The organism is Thalassotalea euphylliae (assembly GCF_003390395.1).
Lineage (GTDB): Bacteria > Pseudomonadota > Gammaproteobacteria > Enterobacterales > Alteromonadaceae > Thalassotalea_F > Thalassotalea_F euphylliae_C.
The window spans coordinates 899,322-921,848 of record NZ_QUOV01000001.1; the positions used below are offsets into that span (position 1 = coordinate 899,322).

A 22,527-nucleotide genomic window follows, 5' to 3' on the forward strand; every position below is an offset into this window, starting at 1 on the left:
GAGAATTACTGTTCGAACGGCTTAGTTAATCTGTAGGCAATACCAACTCATCAATCGCGTCACTAATTAAGTCGACTTGTTGCTGCATTTTTATCTGGGCATCGGTAACACCTTGATTATAAAAATGCGGCGAAAACTGCTCGACAATAAAATCGCATAAAAACTCCGCATCAAAGCCGCCAATATCAATGGCTAGCTCGTCGTTTAAGTAGTTGGTAAGTTTTTGGGTTAAATCATTTTTTTGTTGTTTTGATAAGGATTTCATCATGCTAAGAGTTGTTCGACTATGGAGTAACTCTTTATACTAAGGTGAAAATTTTATTCAAGCCTAAACTATGCTCGACTACCTTAAGAAGCTATGGCACACCGACTGTCAATTTTGCCGAAAAACGCGCTATTTCCTGTTATGGCTTATACTCATGTTATTAGCGGATTACTTTGTTTTTAAATTAATTTTTTAGCAACCTTGCAAGTTTTTATCGGTTGCTTAAGTGATGACCTGATACGAAAACAAGAGAGGAAAGTCTTGATGGCACTAAAATGGGTAGACTCACTTGATATTGCCTTAGCCTTAATTGACGAACATCCAGAGGTTGATCCAACGCAACTGCATTTTCCCGAACTAATGCAGTGGGTGATTGCTTTAGAAGAGTTCGATGATGATCCAAACCGTTGTGGAGAGCGCATCCTCGAAGCTATTCAACAAGCTTGGATTGATGAAGCTGACTGACTTTTCGTTAAGTTAAGTTCACGTTTTTTTGATCGTTAGTATTTTGAATGCCATAAAAATTTGAACTTGACCCAATGGTCGGCTTTTTAGTTCACGGTTCATCAACTATACTGTCGGCCAAATTTAGCGGCAGGATCATTAATACGATCACTTCGCTAACAAATTTCCGCCCCAACACAATATTCTAATCAAAACTATTATGACAGAAGCCAAAAAACGCCCATTGTATCTTCCTTATGCTGGCCCGCACTTGCTTGAAACTCCGCTACTAAACAAGGGTAGTGCGTTTAGCAAAGAAGAGCGTGCGATGTTTAATTTAACCGGATTAATTCCACCAAGTTACGAAACGATTGAAGAGCAGGTTGAGCGCTGCTACCAGCAATTTAGTAGCTTTCAAACAAACCTAAATAAGCATATCTACTTACGTAATATTCAAGACAAAAATGAAACCTTGTATTACCGACTTGTGGAAGAAAATTTAGAGGAAATGATGCCAATCATCTATACGCCAACGGTAGGTGATGCATGTGAGCGTTTTTCTGATATTTATCGCAGTAACCGTGGTTTATTCATCGCTTATGAAGAACGCGACCAACTTGATGATATTTTGCGCAATGCCACCAAGAATAAAGTCAAAGTAATTGTCGTTACTGACGGTGAGCGCATTTTAGGCTTAGGCGACCAAGGTATTGGCGGTATGGGTATTCCAATTGGTAAGTTGGCACTTTATACCGCTTGTGGTGGTATTAGCCCAGCATACTGCCTGCCAATTACGCTGGATGTGGGTACCAATAATGAAAAACTGTTAAACGATCCTATGTATATGGGCTCAAGACACCCACGTATTAGCCAAGAAGAATACAACGAATTTGTTGATATGTTTATTCAAGCGGTGAAGCGCCGCTGGCCAAATGTGATGTTGCAGTTTGAAGATTTCGCGCAGCCTAATGCAATGCCGCTACTAGAAAAGTACAAAGACGAAATTTGTTGCTTTAATGATGATATTCAAGGCACAGCATCGGTAACGGTTGGAACGCTATTGGCTGCTTGTCGTACCAAAGGGGTTAAGCTTGCTGATCAAAAAGTCGCCTTTGTTGGCGCTGGCTCTGCTGGCTGTGGTATTGCTGAGCAAATTATCAGTCAAATGGTCAGTGAAGGGGCGTCACCTGAGCAAGCACGCTCACAGATCTTTATGGTTGATCGTTTTGGCTTATTAACTGAAGGCATGACTGGCCTGCGAGACTTCCAACAAAAATTAGTGCAGACAACAGGTGCACTAAGTGATTGGCAAGTTACGGGTGAATACGCCAGTTTGCTAGAAGTGATGGAAGGCGCAAAGCCTGATGTGTTAATTGGTGTTTCTGGACAAGCAGGGTTGTTTACTGAAGAAGTGATCAAAGCTATGCACAGCCATTGCCCCCAGCCAATCATTTTCCCGTTAAGTAACCCATCACGCCAAGTAGAGGCAACACCTGAGCAAGTGATCACTTGGACAGAAGGTCAAGCGATTGTTGCAACAGGTAGCCCATTTAAACCGGTCGAATATCAAGGTGAATTGTTCCCAATTGCCCAATGTAATAACAGCTACATTTTCCCAGGGTTAGGCTTGGCAGTTGTCGCCGCTAAAATCAGCCGCATTACTGATGAAATGTTAATGGTGGCGAGTGAAACATTGGCGCAAGCATCGCCATTGGCGAATGCTGGGCAAGGGGAGCTATTGCCGCCAATTACAGAAATTTCAGCATTAAGTAAGCGTATTGCTTTTGCTGTCGCGAAAGTCGCCTATGCGCAAGACCTAGCGTTAGCGCTTTCTGACGAGCAATTAAGTGCAAAAATTGAAGCGAACTTCTGGCAGCCTGAGTACCGCCAATATCGCCGTACTAGTATCTAAAAAGCTGCTAGGTATAGTATTTAAACATAGCGTGAAAAATTAATGCTGCTAATGCAAAACGGCTCGCTTTGCCCTCTAAAGTTGAATACGAGGTGCAATGTGAGCTGTTTCTGTTTTTCTCTAATATTTGAAAGCATTCCGCAGTCAATTCACCCTCAACTAACACTTTGCAGGTTAACGCCGCTAAAGGTAATAACTAACGCTAGCGCATACGCCAGCCAAGACCTGTAAGCGTCACAACAATATCATTAGTTTTTTAGCATCACTTAGTCTATAATCGCGCCAAAATTTTTAGTGTTCATTTCGTTTGGCGGGCAGTATTCCCAATTCCTTGCAAAGTGAACCCATTATTCAATTACTTAAAAGAGGCTTTATCATGGCTATCGAACGTACTTTTTCTATCGTTAAACCAGATGCAGTTGCTAAAAACGTTATCGGTCAAATCTACAACCGTTTCGAAACTGCTGGTTTAACTATCATCGCTTCAAAAATGGTTCACTTATCTAAAGAACAAGCTGAAGGTTTCTACGCTGAGCACAGCGAGCGTCCTTTCTTCGGTGCTTTAGTTGAATTCATGACTTCTGGCCCAGTAATGGTTCAAGTTTTAGAAGGCGAAGGTGCTGTACTTAAAAACCGCGAAATCATGGGTGCAACTAACCCAGCTGAAGCATTAGCAGGTACATTACGTGCTGACTACGCAAACTCTATCGACGAGAACGCAGTTCACGGTTCAGACGCTTTAGAATCAGCAGCTCGTGAAATTGCTTACTTCTTCACTGAAGAAGAAATTTGCCCACGCACTCGCTAATTCTATTTTAAGCGTCGTGTAGCGCTCCCGTTCGTTGTCAGAAATGCTCACGTAATATTCATACGCTGCGCGTTTCTTCCTAGAACGAAAACGCTACACTTAGCTTAAAAAGAGAATTACAAAAAGGATTTTACTGAGTTATCGGTAAAATCCTTTTGCGTTATTTAAGGTTTGCTGTTTTCCCTAAATAACTTGCGAAGATTAGCGCTGTTAATCGTAAGCATTTTTAAAATGAAGCGCTGAAAATGCTTACAATTAGTTATCGCATAACCTTACTGACACTACTTTATAATTGTTTGTGGTGGTGGAAAAGTGTACAATCTTGCGCCTTTAAATTTTGTCTTCTAGAGAAATTGATTTATGTCTGAAGTGGTACAAGTGGCTGAGCAAACAGCCTCAAAAGTCAATCTACTAAATTTTGATCATCAAGGTTTACGCCAATACTTTGAGTCAATCGGTGAAAAACCGTTTCGCGCTGATCAAATCATGAAGTGGATGTATCACTTTGGTTATGACGATTTCGAAAAAATGACTAACTTGAACAAAAAGTTACGTGAAAAATTAGCGCGTAACTGTGAAATTGTTGCACCTGAAATTTCGCAAAAGCAAGTGTCTAACGACGGCACAATCAAGTACGCGTTAAAACTTGAAAGTGGCCAAGAAGTAGAAACGGTTTGGATCCCCGAGAACAACCGTGCAACTTTATGTGTTTCGTCACAAGTGGGTTGTGCACTGGAATGTAGCTTTTGTTCAACGGCGCAGCAAGGTTTCAACCGTAACTTATCGATGGCTGAGATCATTGGTCAAGTTTGGCGTGTGGCTAACGATATTGGCGCAACGCGCATTGCTGGCACGCGTCCGATCACTAACATTGTGATGATGGGCATGGGTGAACCACTGCTTAACATGAAAAACTTAATTCCAGCATTAGATACAATGCTCAATGATTTGGGTTATGGCTTATCAAAGCGCCGCGTTACCGTCAGTACTTCGGGTGTGGTACCAGCGCTTGATATGCTGAAAGAAAAAATTGACTGCGCGTTAGCGATTTCGGTGCATGCACCAACTAATCAGTTGCGTGATGAATTAGTGCCAATCAACAAGAAATACCCGTTAGAAGATTTCTTGGCGGCATCACGTCGTTATATCGATGGCTCGAAAGCGCAAAAGGCGGTCACAGTTGAGTATGTGATGATAGATCACGTCAACGACAGCACTGAGCAAGCCCATGAATTAGCGCATGCGTTAAAAGATACGCCGAGTAAAATTAACCTTATTCCGTTTAATCCTTACCCTGGCTCTCCTTACAAGCGTTCAAGCAATTCACGTATTGATCGCTTTGACAAAGTACTGCAATCGTATGGCTTTACTGTGATCACACGTCGTACCCGTGGTGATGATATTGACGCGGCTTGTGGCCAATTAGCTGGTGACGTGCTTGACCGCACTAAACGCACCGCGGCAATCGCTGCAAAGCGTGGTGACTCAGCAAGTGAAATTGAGGTTAAAGTCGTTTAACTAGCCATTCAAATTTCCCTGGCAAGTTTCTCGTTCAGGGACTATTAAAGGCACTCATTAATGAGACATCAGTGAGCAACCAGCAAGCGCTTAATCCCCTTGCTGGTTTTATTTATAGTAGGTCAAAAATATTTAGTGTTTGGCTGCTAGTGCTAGGCTGGTATAGTATTGTTCATTTGATGCTGGCTAAGTACTTTACCAGTAATTCCAAGATAACAATAACGATCAAGCATGCTATGCAAAATATGGATAAAGCGTTTAAACTTCTTGCCCTGAGCGCAGCCCTTAGTTTTTTATCTGGCTGTGTCACGCAAAACTATGAAAACTCCAAAACGCCTGTTGTTCAGAATGAATCGAGCAATACGGAAATTGCGATGACTCGCATCTCACTTGGCTTAGGTTACTTAAAAATGGGTAACACGACACAAGCTAAGTTAAACCTTGAAAAAGCAAAACGATTTTCGCCAAACCTAGTACAGGTTTATACCGCATTCGCCCACTATTACGAAACGGTTGGCGAAGACGAGTTGACCAGTGCTTCATATGAAAAAGCCTTATCGCTAAAACCCGATGATGCCGATACGCTCAATAACTACGGCGTTTTTCTTTGCCGCAAAGAGCGCTTGGCAGAAGCAGAGCAACAGTTTTTAAAGGCAATTGCAGTACCGACCTATTTGCTGGTGTCAAAAAGCTATGAAAACTTGGCGTTATGTCAGCTAAAAGCACTAAATTTTGAAAAAGCAGAAACTTATTTAAATAAAGCGATTGACCATAACCCAGCCAATGCCTCAATTTTATATCAAATGATGCGTCTGCAATATGCGAAAGGACAGTACCATCAAGCCTTGGCTTATGCTAAACGGTATGAAAAAGCCACTCGACGTTTTACCCCAGATTCATTGTCACTCAGCTATAAGATTTATGAAGCTCTCGGTAATCAGCGAATCGCAAAAAATTACGGCACTATGTTGGTTAAAATGTTTCCAGAGTCATGGCACGCAAGGCAATATTTGCTCAACGAGTTAGAGCAAATAGAAGCAGACGAATTGGCTGAGCAATACAGGTTGTTGGCATTATCTGGTAATACATCATCAACTACCGATAAGCTAAACAACTCATTGACCAGCGCTTCCCCTGACCCTACAAAAACTGTCGCGAAGAAAGTTAAAGTATTAAAACCTAACAATAAGCCGCCTGTTGTAATAAAACGAAGCAAGACAGCGGTGCTGGAAAACCCAGAAGCAGTAGCTAATGCCGCAACCGAAACTGCAACCGCAGCTTCCGCGACAGCAAATGTCGTTACAACAAGCACGAAAACGCCTAAAAAAACCATCGTATTGAAAGCGCCAAAACCTGAAGTAAAACCCAAAGTGTCACCCGATGCATCTGTGCAAGCAAAGGAACTATCTGCGTCAGCTGAGGTCATTAATGATAAGAATCAGTTAGTTGAACAACCGGTATCACAAGATGACAGTATCGAGCTAGCGATAACAGCAAGCGAAACATCGGTGAGTGAACCCGAAAAAATTGCACCCAAAGAAACTGTGTCAACGCAAACTGAGCTAGCAGAGCATATAGTTTCAAAAAGCACAGCGACAGCGATACAGGAAAACTCAGACGGTTTGACCACTGCTGACACTGATGCTGTCGAAGAACTAGAAGGTAACGCGCAGGTATCGGAACGGGAATCAGAGCAAATAGTAAAACAAGTAGCTGAGCCGTTAACAGAGCCAGTTTATTTAACGCTTGCTGATTTGCCTCAACATAAAATAATGAAAGGTGAAAATTTATTCACTATTTCAAAGCGCTATAACATTTATTTAAGCGCTTTACGCAGATGGAACAAATTAGACGAAGATTCGCTGATAAAGATCGGCGACATTATTTATTTGGCTGACCCTGAAAGTGTACAAGCCGAACAAGAGCAATAAATTTAAATGAGTAATACATCAACTGAATTATCAGAAGATATTGAAGTAATTGGCCCTGGGCAAATGCTAGCTGAGGCTAGAGTTGCAATGGGGCTGAGCCAGCAACAAGTGGCAGAGCAGCTTAATTTCCGCCCTGCGTTGGTAAACGAAATAGAACAAGAAATCTTTGACAGTAAACTGCCAGATACCTTTAACCGAGGGTATTTGAAAAACTACGCTAAATTAGTGGGTGTAGACGAGCAAGATGTGCTCGCAAGTTACGAGATGCTAGGTGTTGCAGCCAAGCAGCGCACTGAGTTACAAAGCTTTTCCAAAATTACCGAGAAAGAAGCACAACACAGCCGATTAATGTGGATTAGCTACCTTATTTTGGCGGCATTAATCGCTTCTACCGTGCTGTATTATTTACAAGATGCCAGTAACAATACGCTTACTATAGAGCCGCAACCCACTAATGGTGAGTCATCAAGTGCTCAAAACACTAATCAAGCTGCAAGTTTAACTGCCGACACTCAAAACCCTGAATCAACCACGTCAGAACCAGCAGCGATGGAACCTAAAGCTTCGAACAGTCAGCTAGTGTCAAAAGCTGCAGAGCCTGTAAATGAAGAGCTCGTGCCAGAAACCCCGTTAACAGTGCCTCAAGCTACTGTTCAACCAACAGTTCAAGCAAGGCCTATTGAGCTAGCGCAAGCTAACGCTGAAGTTGCGCAAGCGCCGATAGCAGAGCCCGTAAAGGTGGTTTTCTCGTTTGCAGGAGACTGCTGGGTTAACATTTATGACGGTGCCGGTGAGCGTATTGCATGGGGCATTAAAAAAGCAGGTTATGTCATGGAACTTAACGGCCTTGCTCCTTTCAAAGTAACCGTTGGTAAACCCGAATTAGTTGCTATTGATTTTAATGGTGAGTCTATCGACATGAGCAAGTATAATGTCGGCAATATTGCAAAATTTACCTTACCCGAATCTTCTTAGCCTGAGTTTTCTTAGTTTATGTCTATGTTTAATGAATCTCCGATAGTCAGGCGCAAGTCGCGCCAAATTATGGTGGGCAATGTCCCAGTAGGTGGTGATGCACCCATTAGCGTGCAGTCGATGACGAACACCTTAACCACTGATGTTGCTGCTACCGTCGCACAAATCAAATCGCTTGAAGCGGTTGGTGCTGATATTGTCCGCGTTAGTGTCCCGACCATGGATGCCGCCGAAGCGTTTAAAGAAATTAAAAAGCAAGTGTCAGTGCCGTTAGTCACCGACATTCACTTTGATTACCGTATTGCCCTGAAAGTTGCTGAGTATGGCGCCGATTGTTTGCGTATTAACCCAGGTAATATTGGCAAAGAAGATCGCATTAAAGCGGTAGTTGAGTCTGCGCGTGATAAAGGTATTCCGATTCGCATTGGCGTTAATGGCGGTTCATTAGAAAAAGACTTGCAAGAAAAATACGGTGAGCCAACACCAGAAGCGTTATTAGAGTCGGCGATGCGTCATGTAGATATTCTTGATCGCATGAACTTTCATGACTTTAAAGTCAGTGTTAAAGCATCAGACGTATTTCTAGCGGTCGGCGCTTACCGATTGTTGGCAGCGCAAATTGATAATCCATTACACCTTGGTATTACCGAAGCGGGTGGCTTCCGCTCGGGTTCAGTTAAGTCTGCTATTGGTTTAGGCATGCTGCTCAGCGAAGGCATTGGTGATACGTTGCGTGTTTCTCTTGCTGCTGATCCCGTTGAAGAAATTAAAGTCGGCTTTGATATTTTGAAATCGCTGAAAATTCGCAGTCGTGGTATTAACTTTATTGCTTGCCCGAGCTGCTCGCGCCAAGAGTTTGATGTGATTGGCACAGTCAATGCGCTGGAAGAGCGTTTAGAAGACATAGTAACACCAATGGACGTTTCTATTATCGGCTGTATTGTTAATGGTCCAGGTGAAGCAACTGTTTCTGACTTAGGTTTGACCGGTAGCAGTCGCAAAAGTGGTTTCTACTTAGATGGTACCCGCCAAAAAGAACGCATCGACAACAACGATATTGTTGACCAACTTGAGCAAAAGATCCGTGCAAAGGCCAAGTTGATGGACGAAAACAGCAAGATCGCCGTTAAGCAATTAGAAGACGAATAATTTGGTATGGTTCGTCTGCTAGCGTGCTGTTTACGTTTAAACCGCTAGCGCCTATAATGCGCCGTTGATTTTTACTATTGTTTTTAAGTTAAAAGAAGAGAGCTGATTAAGTGAGTAAAGCGATTCAAGCAATTCGTGGTATGAATGACTGTTTGCCGTCAGAAACTAAAGTGTGGCAAATGGTAGAAGACACCCTACGCAGGGTAGCTGGCAATTATGGTTTTGCCGAAATTCGTATGCCGATCGTTGAATCTACCGCTTTGTTCAAGCGCTCTATCGGTGAAGTGACCGATATTGTCGAAAAAGAAATGTACACGTTCGACGATCGCAACGGTGACAGTTTAACACTTCGCCCTGAAGGCACTGCAAGCTGTGTGCGAGCTGGTAACCAACACGGTTTGTTGTATAACCAAGAACAACGTCTGTGGTACATGGGGCCTATGTTTCGCCATGAGCGTCCACAAAAAGGGCGCTATCGTCAATTCCACCAATTTGGTATTGAAGCATTTGGTATTGCAACACCGGATATTGACGCAGAAATTATTATGCTTTCTGCACGTTTGTGGAAAGAGTTAGGTATTGCTGAACACGTTACGCTAGAGCTTAATTCATTAGGTTCAAACGAAGAGCGTGCCGCTTACCGTGATGCACTGGTTGAATACTTAACCAAGCATGAAGAAAAGCTAGATGAAGACAGCAAGCGCCGTATGCACTCTAATCCGCTGCGCGTGCTTGATAGCAAAAACCCAGATGTGCAAGCTGCTTTAGCCGACGCGCCGAAGTTAAGCGACTACTTCGGTGAAGAGACTCAAGCGCACTTTGCTCAACTAACCGCCTATTTAGATAACGCAGGTATCAAGTATAAACTTAACGAGCGTTTGGTGCGTGGCTTAGATTACTACAACCGCACGGTATTTGAGTGGGTAACTTCTAGCCTAGGCGCGCAAGGTACTGTTTGTGCTGGCGGTCGTTATGATGGTTTGGTTGAGCAGCTTGGCGGAAAAGGTACTCCGGGTGTTGGTTTTGCGCTTGGTATTGAGCGTTTAGTGTTAATGCTGACCAGCTTAGAAAAACTAAATAATATTCGCCCACAAGTAGAAGCTTATGTAATTGCATTGGGTGAAGGTGCCGACTTAACTGCGATGCAGCTTGCGGAGCAGTGGCGTGATGAAGTGTCGGGTATTCGTATTCAAAACCACTGTGGCGGTGGCAACATGAAGAAGCAAATGAAACGCGCGGATAAATCAGGTGCACATATTGCGCTTATTTTAGGTGAAGATGAAATTGCCAACGGGCAGGTAACGGTCAAGTATCTGCGTGGTCAACACGAACAACAACAAATCGACTTAGCGCAAGTCGCAGGTCTGTTAGCAAGTATTATGTAAGGAAGTATTGTGGAAACATTTGAAACAGAAGAACAACAAGTCGAAGCGATCAAAAAGTTTTGGCACGAATACGGCAACTACCTTATTGGCGGCTTAGTTGTTGGTTTATCAGGATTTGTTGGTTTTAACTTCTATAAAGATAGCAAGCTAGAAGGCGAAATGGCCGTTGCTTCTGAGTATCAAGCCGTTATCGACAGCCAAACAGCAGATCACGAAGCGTTTAAAGCAAACGCAGAGCAATTTATTCAAAACAATGCAGAATCAAGTTATGCGTCGCTCACAGCGCTAAGCCTAGCTAAAGATGCGGCTGAGCATCAAGATTGGGAAAAAGCAGCGACACATTTACAACAAGCAATTGATAAAGCAAGCAATGCTGGCATCAAGTCAATTGCGACAGTGCGTTTGGCGCGTGTACAAATTCAGCTTGAACAATTCGACAAAGCGTTAGCGACTGTTGGTGGTGAACAATCAGAAGCATTTAAGGCTGCGATTGAAGAAATTAAAGGTGATGCTTACCTTAAGCAAGGTAAAGTTGAGCTTGCGCGCAACGCTTATCAAGCAGCAATTGATGCCGATGGTTTAGCGACTAATCCAAGCTTACAGCTGAAAATTGATGATTTAGCACAGGCAACTAACCTAACTCAATTGCCTAACTAAATAGCGAGCTGCGTTGTGAAAAAAATGATAAAAAAAATAGTAAACGTACGATTATTATCAGCCATTGCGCTGGCAACAACACTAGCGGCGTGTTCATCAACTGACGATGAAGACGAAGCAATAAAAATTGCTGAGTTGACTGATATCAATGAGCAGTTTGAAGTAGATGTTGCTTGGGAAAAGGGCATTGGCGATGGCGTTGATGACTACTTCTCACGCATTAAACCTGCTTACGGCTACAACAAAGTATTTAGCATCAGCCGAGAAGGTGATGCTTACGCGATTGACGCCAACAGTGGCGATCAAGTTTGGCATATTGACTTAAGCGATGTGAACAAAGAACGCGGCTTTTTCGACAGTCGTGAACCTGCGCTATTAGCCGGAGGACCTGTAACAGGCGTCAATAAAGTCTTTATTGGTAGCGAGAACGGTCAAATATTTGCACTTGATGCTGAAACAGGCGAATTAGCTTGGCAAGGGAAAGTAAAAGGCGAAGTGATTGCTCGTCCGGCATTAGACTCTGGCATTCTTGTAGTCAATACAGCATCGGGCGTGTTAAAAGCGTTTAATGCCAATACCGGTGAAGACCTATGGCAGGTAGATCTTGATGTGCCGCCATTAACATTGCGTGGTATCAGTGCCCCAACGGCTGCAGCAGGCGGTGTGTTAGTGGGTACATCAGCTGGTGAATTGTCGGTATTTATGCTGGAAAAAGGCCAACAAGGTTGGACTGTACCTGTGGGTGAAGCAACTGGTTCAACTGAGCTTGAGCGTGTTATTGACGTTGACAGCCAACCACTGGTTTTTGGTGATAAGGTTTATGCAATTTCATCGCGCGGTAACTTAGTGGCTATCGATATTCGCAATGGTCGAATTTTGTGGAAGCGTCAGTACTCTTCATATCGCCAGTTAGCCATCAAGGGTAACACCTTGTTTTTAACTAATTTAAAAGGTCATGTTTACGCAGTTGACCGCGTGAATGGCTTAGAGCGCTGGAGTAACTTAGCGTTAACTAATCGCAGTGTAACAGGCCCTGTTGTCATCGATGACTACTTAGCGGTTGGTGATTTTGAAGGTTATTTACATTTCCTTGACCAAGAAACAGGTGAGTTTGTTGCGCGTCACAAGGTAGATGGCAGTGGCATTTATGCAACGCCAACTGTGGCGGAAGGCACTATCTATGTGCAAGCACGCGATGGTTCGCTGCAAGCAGTTAAGCTTCCATAATTAGTAAAGCTATCGCCCGCTATCTTGATAGTGGGCTATAGTTATAAAAGATTTAATGGCTCCATGCTCGCGCATTGGAGCCTTTGTTTATATTGGCATTGCCAATTTATAGAGAGAATTGTAGGCAGTTGTTAGCAATACTGCCCGTTAAGAGTTTGAGGTAAACATGCTACCAGTCGTTGCTTTAGTCGGTCGTCCTAATGTGGGTAAATCGACCTTATTTAACCGCCTAACCCGCACCCGTGATGCGCTGGTAGCTGACTACCCAGGCCTGACGCGTGATCGCCAGTATGGCCAAGCGTCGGTCGAGGAACATCCGTTCATTGTTATTGATACTGGTGGTATTCATGGTAATGAAGAGGGTATCGACGCATTAATGGCTGAACAATCGCTGATGGCGGTTGAAGAGGCTGATGCGGTACTTTTCTTGGTAGACGCTCGCGCAGGCTTAACATCAGCTGATGAAGCAATTGCAGATTATCTGCGTAAGCAAGATAAGAAAGTATTCCTAGTTGCGAATAAAATTGATGGTATTGATGCTGACTCGGCGATTGCTGAATTCTTCAGCCTTGGCTTGGGCGAAACGGTTCATCAAATTGCTGCCGCGCATGGTCGTGGTGTTACGCAGCTATTAACATTGGCATTGTCGCCACATATTGAAGAGCTTGGTCAGGAAAAGCTAGAAGCTGAAGAAGGTGAGTTTGATGACGAACTTATCTTTGAAGAAGGCGAAGAAGTTGAAATTGAAGCGCCTGAGCAAGACGATAAAATTAAGCTAGCCATTATTGGTAAACCTAATGTGGGTAAGTCAACACTAACTAACCGTATTCTCGGTGAAGAGCGTGTGGTAGTTTACGATATGCCAGGTACGACACGAGACAGTGTGTATATTCCTATGGAGCGCAATGACCGTGAATATACCCTGATTGATACAGCAGGTATTCGCCGACGCAAGAATGTCAACGATGTAGTTGAAAAATACTCAGTAATCAAAACATTGCGCGCAATTGAAGATGCCAACGTTTGTTTATTGATTATTGACGCTCGTGAAGGGATTACTGATCAAGACCTAAGCTTGTTAGGCTTTATTCTTGAAGCAGGTCGCTCGCTCGTACTGGCAGTGAATAAGTGGGACGGCATAGACCAAGAAGTTAAAGACAATATCCATAAAGAGTTAGACCGCCGCCTAGGCTTTATTGATTTTGCCCGTGTGCACTTTATCTCAGCGTTGCACGGCACAGGTGTTGGCCATTTATTCGAGTCGGTAGAAGAAGCCTTTGTTTCAGCGACTAAGCGTATTTCGACTTCTATGGTAACGAAAATATTGGATATGGCGGTGTTTGACCATCAGCCACCAATGCATAACGGTCGCCGTATTAAGCTTAAATACGCGCATGCTGGTGGTTACAACCCGCCAATTGTGGTGATTCACGGTAACCAAACCAAACACTTACCGCCGTCTTACAAACGCTACTTGATGAATTACTACCGTAAGTCATTAAAGATCATGGGGACGCCAATCAAAATTGAGTTTAGAGAAACTTCTAATCCATTTGCTGGTAAGAAGAAGCTAACTTATACCGAGCAGAAAAAACTAGCGCGTGCGACGCAAGGTTATAAAAAGGACTAGCTTAGCTCTCCAAGTTGTTAAAAGCCGTTAATTGAAGCTATTCAAATAACGGCTTTTTTTATTAGTTATTCATAACGGTATTAGGCTTAGTGAAATTGCATTTGTCGGTGCTTTTGGCTAGGGTAACGGCTAGCTGTAATGAAAGAAAAATTAAGGTGCTACACCAAACATGGCAGAGCCAATCAAAATTGATGTTGCTAAGCGTTTAAATCGCAATCTTGGGTTATTTAATGCTGGCTCTCAAGTAACAATAGATATTGTGTCGCCTGCCGGCAAACGTGGTAAATTTCGTACGACTTTTGTTGGCTATTTGACAAAACAATATGTGCTTATTCAATACCCTGAAAGTAACAAACTAGGCGGTTTTGCTCAATACATTACACAAGGCACTAATATTACGGTTCGTGGTGTCATCGAAGGGCATGAAGGCTCAATTGTTGCTTTTGTTTCACCTGTACGCCAAACCTTGCAAATACCCTCTCGCCTAATGGTATTAGAGTTCCCAAAAACACTAAGTCTACAAAATCTGCGTTCTTCAATGCGCATTGAAACTGACATTAAGGCTAAGGTTAAAGTCAATAACGATTACTGGCAGGCGAAAGTTCAAGATATGTCATCTAAAGGGTGTCAGCTTTCACTGCACAATGGCGACTCACTTTTATTGAACAAAGAGCAAGATATTTTGATTGTTATCGAAGACTTTCAGGAGAAAAGCAATATTAAGCTCGATGCGGTGATTTGTAATGTCAAAACTCAAGTTGATGGTATTGCTGTTGGTGTGCAGTTTAAAGAGCAGGGCAGTAAGCAAGTGATTGAATTACTCAATGCCGCATTGACGGTTGAGCTTTAAGTAATACGAAACTTTCCACTCCACGGTTCTCGGTTTTGCCATCACTAGATGCGATTTATCACCGCGAATAACATCCACACCTAATATCCGTAAATGAGCTTGGTTTGTTAGAAATAAAAGCGTGAAAACAAGCTGAATAATCAACTATTCAGCTTGTTTATCCGAAACTTTCGCCTTGAGTTTACCGTCACTCAATTGCACTGAAATCTCCTCACCTATTTTAACTTTCTCGATAGACTTTACAATGTCGCCAGTTTCACTTCGGGTAATGCTATAACCACGCGCTATGGTGGCTAGTGGGCTTACTAAGTGTAATTGCTCAGCAAGGGCGGCAAAGCGTTGCTGTTGTTGACTTAATCCTTGCTTAAAGCTTTGTTTAAATCGCTTATCCAACTGGCTCAATTGCAGCTGGTATTGACTAATGGCTCGTTCTGGTGATTGATGCTCTAATCGCTGTGCAAGTAACGTGGGGTGCTGGCTTTTATTGACTAGCAATTGATTCATTGCTTTGGTTAAGCGCTGTTGCAGTTCATCAGCCTGTTGGCTTGCCACTTGTAACTGTCGTTGCGGATCATTTTGCTGTAAGCGCTGTACTAGATGGGCACTGCGCTGCGATTGCAGATGAAGCCTTTGATTGATTGCTTGTTGGCAGCGCTGTGTTAGTTGCGTAATTTTAGCAAGCTGTTCTTGCTGATCACCAGAAATAAGCTCTGCCGCCGCAGACGGGGTAGGGGCTCTGATATCAGCAGCAAAGTCGGACAATGTCGTATCAATTTCATGACCAACCGCGCTGATCACCGGTAGCTCGCTATTACTGATTGCACGCACGACACGCTCGTCATTAAAGCACCACAGATCTTCTAGTGAGCCACCGCCGCGACCGACAATTAAGACATCCACTTCATTACGCTGATTGGCAACTTCAATACTCGCGACAATATCCGCTGCAGCTAGCTCTCCTTGAACAAGCGCCGGGTAGATAATCAGCTCTGTGCTTGGGCTACGCCTTGCCATGACACTAATAATATCTTTAATAGCGGCGCCTGTTGGTGAGGTAACAATACCAACTTTATTGTAGTGAGAGGCAATTGCTTGCTTGTTGCTGGCGGCAAACAAGCCTTCGCCATCAAGCTTAGCTTTAAGTGCTTCGTATTGCTGGCGCAACAATCCTTCACCAGCATCTTCCATTTGTTCGATAATTAACTGGAAGTCGCCACGCGGTTCATACAAAGAAACCTTCGCTTTTACCAATACTTGCTGACCATTCTTAGGTTTAATGCGAACGTATCGGTTATTTCCTTTAAACATTGCACATTTAACCTGAGATTGGCTATCTTTTAACGATAAATACCAATGACCTGAGCCGGCGGCGATAAAGTTAGAGATTTCACCACTTAACCAAACGACATTTATTTCGCTTTCCAGCATAAAGCGGACTTTTCGGGTCAGTTCGCTGACTTGTAAAATATGTTGTTTATTGGTCATTTAAGGGCTATTTCTTGGAAGTTAAGCTAGTGTTTAGCCATTATATCGCGCATTTGGCGGCTTGGGATGAATAAATTTAAATTTACGAAAAATTAAGTTTACCTTGCAGGCCAAAACGGTTAAAATTCTGCCGCAATATTTCTTCCACCTATTCAACCTTGTGAGATATTGCAATGCTACGTATAGCCCAAGAAGCGTTAACCTTTGATGACGTTCTATTAGTACCAGCCCACTCTACGGTACTGCCTCATACTGCCGACCTAACCACCAAACTTACTCGCAAAATTTCATTAAATGTGCCTATGGTATCTGCCTCTATGGATACGGTAACTGAAGCGCGTTTAGCGATCACTCTTGCGCAGGAAGGTGGTATTGGTTTTATTCACAAAAATATGACCATTGAAGAACAGGCGCGCAATGTTTCTAAAGTAAAGAAATACGAAAGCGGGATTGTTTCTGACCCTGTTACTGTTGCACCCAATATCTCAATTGCTGAAGTTACCAAACTTTCTGACGAACTTGGCTTTTCTGGTTTCCCTGTCGTTGACACTGAAAACAACCTAGTCGGTATTGTTACTGGCCGTGATTTGCGCTTTGAAACAGATCTGAACAAAACAGTGGCTGAGCTAATGACTAAGAAGGAAGACTTAGTTACGGTTAACGAAAGTGCTGAGCGTGAAGAAATTTTGCACTTGATGCACGAGCATCGCATTGAAAAAATCCTAATGGTTGACAATGCCTTTAAGTTGAAAGGTTTGATCACAGTAAAAGATTTCAAAAAAGCAGAGCGCAAGCCTAACGCTTGTAAAGATGAGTTCGGTCGTCTTCGCGTGGGTGCTGCTGTTGGTGTTGGTGCAGGCACCGACGAGCGTATTGACGCATTAGTTGCTGCTGGCGTTGACGTACTTCTGATTGATACATCACATGGCCACTCGCAAGGGGTTATTGACCGTGTTGCTGAAACACGTGCTAAATACCCAGATTTACAAATTGTTGCCGGTAATGTTGCTACTGCTGCCGGTGCTAAAGCGCTAGCTGATGCGGGTGTTGATGCGGTTAAAGTGGGTATTGGCCCAGGTTCAATTTGTACAACGCGTATTGTCACTGGTGTTGGTGTGCCACAGTTAACAGCTATCTCAAACGCCGTGGATGCGCTAAAAGGTACTGGCATTCCTGTTATTGCTGACGGTGGTATTCGCTTCTCAGGTGATATCGCTAAAGCCCTAGTAGCAGGTGCGCACTGCGTTATGGTTGGCTCAATGCTAGCGGGCACGGAAGAATCGCCAGGTGAAGTTGAACTTTACCAAGGTCGTTACTACAAGTCTTACCGCGGTATGGGCTCATTAGGTGCGATGGCGCAAAAAGAAGGTTCATCAGATCGTTACTTCCAGAAAACTGACGGCGAAGCCGACAAGCTAGTACCGGAAGGTATTGAAGGCCGTGTTGCTTACAAAGGTCCAGTAGCTGCAATTGTTCACCAACAAATGGGCGGCTTACGCTCATCAATGGGCTTAACGGGCTCAGCAACAATTGAAGAGATGCGTACCAAGCCTGAATTTATGAAGATCACGGCGGCGGGTATGGGTGAGTCTCATGTTCATGATGTGACCATCACTAAAGAAGCACCAAATTACCGTATGGGCTAGTCGAATAACGATTTCATTGCTACTCGACTCGATAGCTTCATCAGAAGTGCTCACTTGGTGAACCAAGTTCTGCGCTTCTTCTTTGCTCTCAAGTCGATTAGCTTCGAAATCAGCTATTCTTGAACTACTTAAAAGATTTTTTACAGGCTGACAGCCATCATCAATGGAAGTCAGCCTGTTATTTTTAAAATTTATATAAGGTTTTGATATGACCAAAGATATCCACTCATCGCGCGTTCTAATTCTAGACTTCGGCTCTCAATATACTCAACTGATTGCACGTCGTGTGCGTGAAATTGGTGTTTACTGTGAACTTTGGGCTTGGGATGTAACCGAAGAGCAAATCAAAGAGTTCAACCCAACTGGTATTATCTTAGCGGGTGGCCCAGAATCAGTGACTGAAGCCGGCTCTCCACGTGCACCAGAATATGTGTTTAACGCTGGCGTGCCAGTGTTAGGTATTTGTTACGGCATGCAAACCATGGCTGAGCAGCTAGGTGGTGGCGTACAAAGCTCTGAGCATAAAGAATTTGGCTACGCGGCGGTTGAAGTAATTAGCCAATCTGCACTATTCAAAAACATTGAAGATTCCGTTGGCGAGAATGGCAATGCGCTGTTAGACGTATGGATGAGCCACGGCGATAAAGTATCGGCAATCCCAGAAGGCTTTGTGACTGTTGCACAAACACCTAGCTGTGCTTATGCTGCAATGGCTAATGAAGAAAAGCAATTTTATGGTGTTCAGTTCCACCCAGAAGTAACGCACACTAAACAAGGCATGCGTATTCTTGAGCACTTTGTGGTTGATATTTGCCAGTGTGAAAAGTTATGGACGCCAAGTTCAATTATTGATGATGCGATTGCCAAGATTAAAGCGCAAGTGGGTGACGATGAAGTTATCTTAGGCTTATCAGGCGGTGTCGATTCATCTGTGGTTGCCATGCTAGTGCACCGCGCTATTGGCGATAAGCTTACTTGTGTATTCGTTGACAACGGTTTACTGCGCTTAAACGAAGGTCAGCAAGTAATGGACATGTTTGGTGATCACTTCGGCCTTAACATTGTGCATGTAAATGCTGAACAACGCTTCTTAGATCGCTTAAAAGGTGAAGCAGATCCAGAAGCTAAGCGTAAGATCATCGGTAATGTTTTTGTTGAAGTGTTCGATGAAGAAGCCGGTAAGCGTCAAAATGCAAAATGGTTAGCACAAGGAACAATTTACCCTGATGTTATTGAATCAGCTGCTTCTAAAACGGGTAAAGCGCATGTCATTAAGTCGCACCATAATGTCGGTGGTTTACCCGAAGATATGGAGATGGGCTTAGTTGAGCCACTACGCGAACTGTTTAAAGATGAAGTACGTAAAATCGGCCTAGAGTTAGGCTTACCATACGATATGCTTTATCGCCATCCATTCCCTGGGCCTGGTCTAGGTGTTCGTATCTTAGGTGAAGTGCAAAAAGAGTACGCTGACTTATTACGTCGTGCTGATGCTATTTTCATTGAAGAATTGCACAAGCATGACCTGTACAACAAAGTGAGCCAAGCGTTTACTGTCTTCTTGCCAGTGCGTTCGGTTGGTGTGATGGGTGACGGCCGTAAATATGACTGGGTAGTGAGTTTACGCGCAGTTGAAACGATCGACTTTATGACTGCTCATTGGGCACACTTACCATATGATTTCTTAGGTTTAGTATCAAACCGTATTATTAATGAAATCGATGGTATTTCTCGTGTGGTTTACGATATTTCGGGTAAGCCGCCTGCAACAATCGAGTGGGAATAATTAGCTTACAATAACTGCGTTATAAATAAGCTTTAAATTGAAAACGCCGTGATGCTTTATTGATAAACAATAATCATCACGGCGTTTTTGTTGGTGTTATCCTTAGTCTTTAATGTTGCGCTGCTTCGCCGCTTGGCTGCAACTGAAATAGCCAGCAATAAGCAATAGCGTAATCGCAAAGTTATTTTCACTGCCTTGTGTAAGTAACGATATGGCAATCATTAAACTCGCAAATACAAGTGCTATGGCAATTTGTGCATTGTCGTTTGTACAAACCTTGTTTTTTAATTGTTGCATATTCATCTGTTTCTCCTTGATGTGAAAAATGATTTAAGAATCAAATCGTGGTGTTGTTCATGCAGCGCACGCGATTGCCAACAGAAGCGTAAGCAACTACCACGGCATAAACTGCAGTTGCACCAGCTGACCAATGTTCTGCAGCAAGTGCGACAAGTAAACTCTGCAATGTGAAATAGCAGCTCATTGCAATGCTCAAATAAAAAAGCGATTGAACCGTGTATTTAACGCGATCTAAATGATTAGCCTGTGCTTGCTGAGGATCTTTTTTCTGGCTGTAAATTGTTTTGAAAACCAAAGCGAACAGTAAGCCATTAGTTATGATTAAGGTTATACTGCGATGTAACGCCTGTTCATTAAAACCCTGCCACAAAGGTTGCTGATTAGCATGTATGCTAAGATCAAACGCTATTGTTAACAGAATGCAGGCCAAAGCGATGAGCATTAATTTAAGTGGCACAAAGGTTAAAAGCGTGCGTTTTACTATTGAGCCTGAACGTTTGGGCTGATGAATAACTTGTTTGAGCCATTGAAAGTGGCGTTTTTCAGTAACGTCAATAAATGCAAAAGGCGCTAGCTGTACCATAAATAGCAAAACTGCAAACATGTTTGGCGGCTGAAAATTAAGTTCTAACTCCCAATACAAAAGCAAAGCTAAGCTACTAAGCCCAAGTGAAAAAATGACTTGGTTTGCTCGTTTAAATAGCGAGATGAACTTTGCAAAATCAACCGGTTTTTGTTGTTCAACATTGCTTTCCATCGGCGTTGAGGTATGTTGCAAAGCAATTAGGCCATGACAGGCACGTTTGGCGTAATGGTGCGACACAAGCCAAAGTTGAAAACCTACGACAAAATAAAAAATCACGCTAGTTAACATGCCTTTCTCCCTAAAGTTTACTATTCATTAAGTTGCCAAAAACAACGCGAATTTCTGAGTCGGTCACCCCATTGTTTCGCAGTTCATTGATACAAGTTTCGAGTTTTTCTTGCGTCCATTTTTTAAGATCAAGGTGACAATAGTTTTTTGCATCTTCTCGAATAAAGCTGCCTCGATAGCCTTTGCTATGCACTATTTTGTCCCGTTCAAGTAACTTATAAGCTTTAGCAACCGTTTTACTGTTGATTTCTAACTCATTCGCTAATTGCCTGATCGAAGGAAGCGGTGTGCCAGGCGCTAATAAATCACCAGCAACAGCTGACTTAATCTGCTCAATTAGCTGAGTAAAAACTGGCGTTGGATCGTCAAGATCAATTTCTATTTCCATATTTATTCAATAATGCCTTGTTCAAAACTGACAACGGTTTAAATATTTTTTAATGTACCACCTGTGGTAATGGTACAAGTGGCTTTTGTGTTTTTCAAGTAACGTGCGTTAAAAATGTTTAAAAAATAGACGTGGATGAAATTAGAGTAGTGAGCGTTTTGGGGATAATTTATCTTTTATCGGTTATCTAGTATGCTTGATAAATACACAAAAGTTGGCCGTTTACCAATCTGAATGACACAGTCGTTATTGTGGCAAGAGTCACAACAAAGTAATGAATTTGCTGAACTTTGTAGCGCGCTATATGAGCGTGAGGTTACCTTGCTGGCACGTGTCGAGGTCGCTCAAATAGAAACCTTGCAACGACGTTTACAAAGCCTACCTTATTATGTGCAAAAGGCAGCTCATGCGATGGTAAATGCTGAGACACCGATGACGCTTGATAGTCAAAATGCCACTTGGTCATCGAAGCAAAGTCGCAACTTGCCGCAAGTAGGGCAAGAGCTAGATGCCATTGCACACTGGTATTTAAATCAAGAACTGCCGTTAGGGTTAGTCGTTCCAGTTGAAGTGGGGGAGCGCTTGGTACTCGATTGCATTGATCGATTAGATAAAGTGCAGGGGCGAGTGCGAACGAATGGTCACGGTTGGTTTGCGCTCAAGCAGGAACAGCAGGGTAAGCAAAAGCAACAAGAGCATCAGCACGCCAATCTTCACACCAAGGCTAAATTGTTAAAGCCGACCAAAAAAATCATGATGGCAAGCTGTGCTGGCCATGTTTGGCAAAACAACAAACCATGCCGACCGATTATTCCAACCTTGCGGGAACTCTTATTGTCTTGCTCAATCAATTGGAAAAATTTAAAGAAACCGCTATCGGTCGATAATCATTAATCGCAGCAATGCAACTAACTGGCTATCGCATCTTCACTCTGCTTGGGTATAATATCCGCCATACCTTTCTAACTCATAATAATCAGGCGTCGAGCTTTCATGCGCATCATTACCGCACTATTGCTGATTTTTATTGTTTTTTTGCAATACCGTTTATGGTTTGGCAAAAACAGCATTTCTGATTACGTTGCGTTAAAAGAAGAAGTCACGCGCCAGCAGGCTGATAACGATAAGTTAAGGCAGCGAAATAAACTGCTTTATGTTGACACTGACGATTTAAAATCAGGTGTTGAAGCGGTTGAAGAGCGTGCCCGAAACGAGTTAGGAATGATTAAAAGCGGCGAAACATTCTTTCGTATTATTCCTGCCAATAAATCTCAGCAACGAAGAAATTAGTTCAGGA

Annotated in this window: 21 protein-coding genes; 16 read left to right on the forward strand and 5 right to left on the reverse strand. The window is 43.1% G+C overall.

Translation table 11 applies throughout. The annotated features are described in order from the left end of the window. Positions 1-25: 25 nt before the first annotated feature. Positions 26-268: a DUF2164 domain-containing protein gene (locus DXX92_RS03970; protein ID WP_115999257.1), complete on the reverse strand. Its 243-nt coding sequence runs from the start codon at positions 266-268 to the stop codon at positions 26-28. A gap of 261 nt (positions 269-529) precedes the next feature. On the opposite strand from DXX92_RS03970, the gene iscX reads away from it, so the two are divergent. The 12 genes from iscX to DXX92_RS04030 all read left to right on the forward strand — a co-directional run bounded on the left by iscX (position 530) and on the right by DXX92_RS04030 (position 14,751). Then, positions 530-730 carry a Fe-S cluster assembly protein IscX gene (gene iscX / locus DXX92_RS03975; RefSeq protein WP_115999258.1) on the forward strand — a complete coding sequence of 67 codons (201 nt, stop codon included), beginning with the start codon at positions 530-532 and terminating at the stop codon, positions 728-730. Between the two features lie 199 nt (positions 731-929). Further along, entirely contained in the window at positions 930-2,621 is a 1,692-nt protein-coding gene (locus tag DXX92_RS03980) for an NAD-dependent malic enzyme (RefSeq protein ID WP_115999259.1), read from the forward strand. Between the two features lie 376 nt (positions 2,622-2,997). Continuing rightward, entirely contained in the window at positions 2,998-3,429 is a 432-nt protein-coding gene (ndk, locus tag DXX92_RS03985; protein WP_115999260.1) for a nucleoside-diphosphate kinase, read from the forward strand. Positions 3,430-3,789: 360 nt separating this feature from the next. Then, on the forward strand, positions 3,790-4,947 hold the full coding sequence (locus DXX92_RS03990; RefSeq protein WP_115999261.1) for a bifunctional tRNA (adenosine(37)-C2)-methyltransferase TrmG/ribosomal RNA large subunit methyltransferase RlmN: 1,158 nt from the start codon (positions 3,790-3,792) through the stop codon (positions 4,945-4,947). A gap of 245 nt (positions 4,948-5,192) precedes the next feature. Further along, a complete protein-coding gene (pilW, locus tag DXX92_RS03995) occupies positions 5,193-6,878 on the forward strand; it encodes a type IV pilus biogenesis/stability protein PilW (RefSeq protein WP_181901685.1) in 1,686 nt (561 codons plus the stop codon). A gap of 6 nt (positions 6,879-6,884) precedes the next feature. Then, positions 6,885-7,853 carry a RodZ domain-containing protein gene (locus DXX92_RS04000; RefSeq protein ID WP_115999263.1) on the forward strand — a complete coding sequence of 323 codons (969 nt, stop codon included), beginning with the start codon at positions 6,885-6,887 and terminating at the stop codon, positions 7,851-7,853. A 24-nt stretch (positions 7,854-7,877) separates the two neighbouring features. Beyond that, on the forward strand, positions 7,878-9,002 hold the full coding sequence (gene ispG / locus DXX92_RS04005; RefSeq protein ID WP_181901502.1) for a flavodoxin-dependent (E)-4-hydroxy-3-methylbut-2-enyl-diphosphate synthase: 1,125 nt from the start codon (positions 7,878-7,880) through the stop codon (positions 9,000-9,002). A 110-nt stretch (positions 9,003-9,112) separates the two neighbouring features. Continuing rightward, positions 9,113-10,387, forward strand: a complete 1,275-nt coding sequence (gene hisS / locus DXX92_RS04010; protein WP_115999265.1) for a histidine--tRNA ligase — start codon at positions 9,113-9,115, stop codon at positions 10,385-10,387. A gap of 9 nt (positions 10,388-10,396) precedes the next feature. Then, positions 10,397-11,044 (forward strand): YfgM family protein, encoded by a 648-nt coding sequence (locus tag DXX92_RS04015; RefSeq protein ID WP_115999266.1) that lies wholly within the window; start codon positions 10,397-10,399, stop codon positions 11,042-11,044. Between the two features lie 24 nt (positions 11,045-11,068). Continuing rightward, positions 11,069-12,271 carry an outer membrane protein assembly factor BamB gene (gene bamB / locus DXX92_RS04020; protein ID WP_115999267.1) on the forward strand — a complete coding sequence of 401 codons (1,203 nt, stop codon included), beginning with the start codon at positions 11,069-11,071 and terminating at the stop codon, positions 12,269-12,271. Positions 12,272-12,437: 166 nt separating this feature from the next. Beyond that, the gene (gene der / locus DXX92_RS04025) at positions 12,438-13,901 is read left to right on the forward strand and encodes a ribosome biogenesis GTPase Der (RefSeq protein ID WP_115999268.1); all 1,464 of its coding nucleotides are present in this window, start codon (positions 12,438-12,440) and stop codon (positions 13,899-13,901) included. Between the two features lie 169 nt (positions 13,902-14,070). Beyond that, positions 14,071-14,751 (forward strand): PilZ domain-containing protein, encoded by a 681-nt coding sequence (locus DXX92_RS04030; RefSeq protein ID WP_115999269.1) that lies wholly within the window; start codon positions 14,071-14,073, stop codon positions 14,749-14,751. Between the two features lie 144 nt (positions 14,752-14,895). Here DXX92_RS04030 and xseA read toward each other — a convergent pair whose 3' ends face one another. Further along, positions 14,896-16,236, reverse strand: coding sequence for an exodeoxyribonuclease VII large subunit (xseA, locus tag DXX92_RS04035; RefSeq protein WP_115999270.1), 1,341 nt, complete (start codon positions 16,234-16,236; stop codon positions 14,896-14,898). 173 nt (positions 16,237-16,409) lie between these two features. On the opposite strand from xseA, the gene guaB reads away from it, so the two are divergent. Beyond that, a complete protein-coding gene (gene guaB, locus DXX92_RS04040; RefSeq protein ID WP_115999271.1) occupies positions 16,410-17,882 on the forward strand; it encodes an IMP dehydrogenase in 1,473 nt (490 codons plus the stop codon). A gap of 208 nt (positions 17,883-18,090) precedes the next feature. Beyond that, positions 18,091-19,668, forward strand: a complete 1,578-nt coding sequence (gene guaA / locus DXX92_RS04045; protein WP_115999272.1) for a glutamine-hydrolyzing GMP synthase — start codon at positions 18,091-18,093, stop codon at positions 19,666-19,668. A 102-nt stretch (positions 19,669-19,770) separates the two neighbouring features. Here the strand turns inward: guaA and DXX92_RS04050 are convergent, their stop codons facing one another. From DXX92_RS04050 to DXX92_RS04060, 3 genes are read right to left on the reverse strand one after another with little or no spacing between them, the layout of a single operon-like run. After that, the gene (locus tag DXX92_RS04050) at positions 19,771-19,971 is read right to left on the reverse strand and encodes a hypothetical protein (RefSeq protein WP_115999273.1); all 201 of its coding nucleotides are present in this window, start codon (positions 19,969-19,971) and stop codon (positions 19,771-19,773) included. 34 nt (positions 19,972-20,005) lie between these two features. After that, on the reverse strand, positions 20,006-20,842 hold the full coding sequence (locus DXX92_RS04055; protein WP_115999274.1) for a hypothetical protein: 837 nt from the start codon (positions 20,840-20,842) through the stop codon (positions 20,006-20,008). A gap of 10 nt (positions 20,843-20,852) precedes the next feature. Beyond that, the gene (locus DXX92_RS04060) at positions 20,853-21,230 is read right to left on the reverse strand and encodes a GntR family transcriptional regulator (protein ID WP_115999275.1); all 378 of its coding nucleotides are present in this window, start codon (positions 21,228-21,230) and stop codon (positions 20,853-20,855) included. A 234-nt stretch (positions 21,231-21,464) separates the two neighbouring features. Here DXX92_RS04060 and DXX92_RS04065 point away from each other — a divergent pair, with 234 nt between their 5' ends. Continuing rightward, positions 21,465-22,124, forward strand: coding sequence for a hypothetical protein (locus DXX92_RS04065; protein ID WP_115999276.1), 660 nt, complete (start codon positions 21,465-21,467; stop codon positions 22,122-22,124). A 99-nt stretch (positions 22,125-22,223) separates the two neighbouring features. After that, entirely contained in the window at positions 22,224-22,520 is a 297-nt protein-coding gene (gene ftsB / locus DXX92_RS04070) for a cell division protein FtsB (RefSeq protein WP_115999277.1), read from the forward strand. The last annotated feature ends 7 nt before the right edge of the window (positions 22,521-22,527 follow it).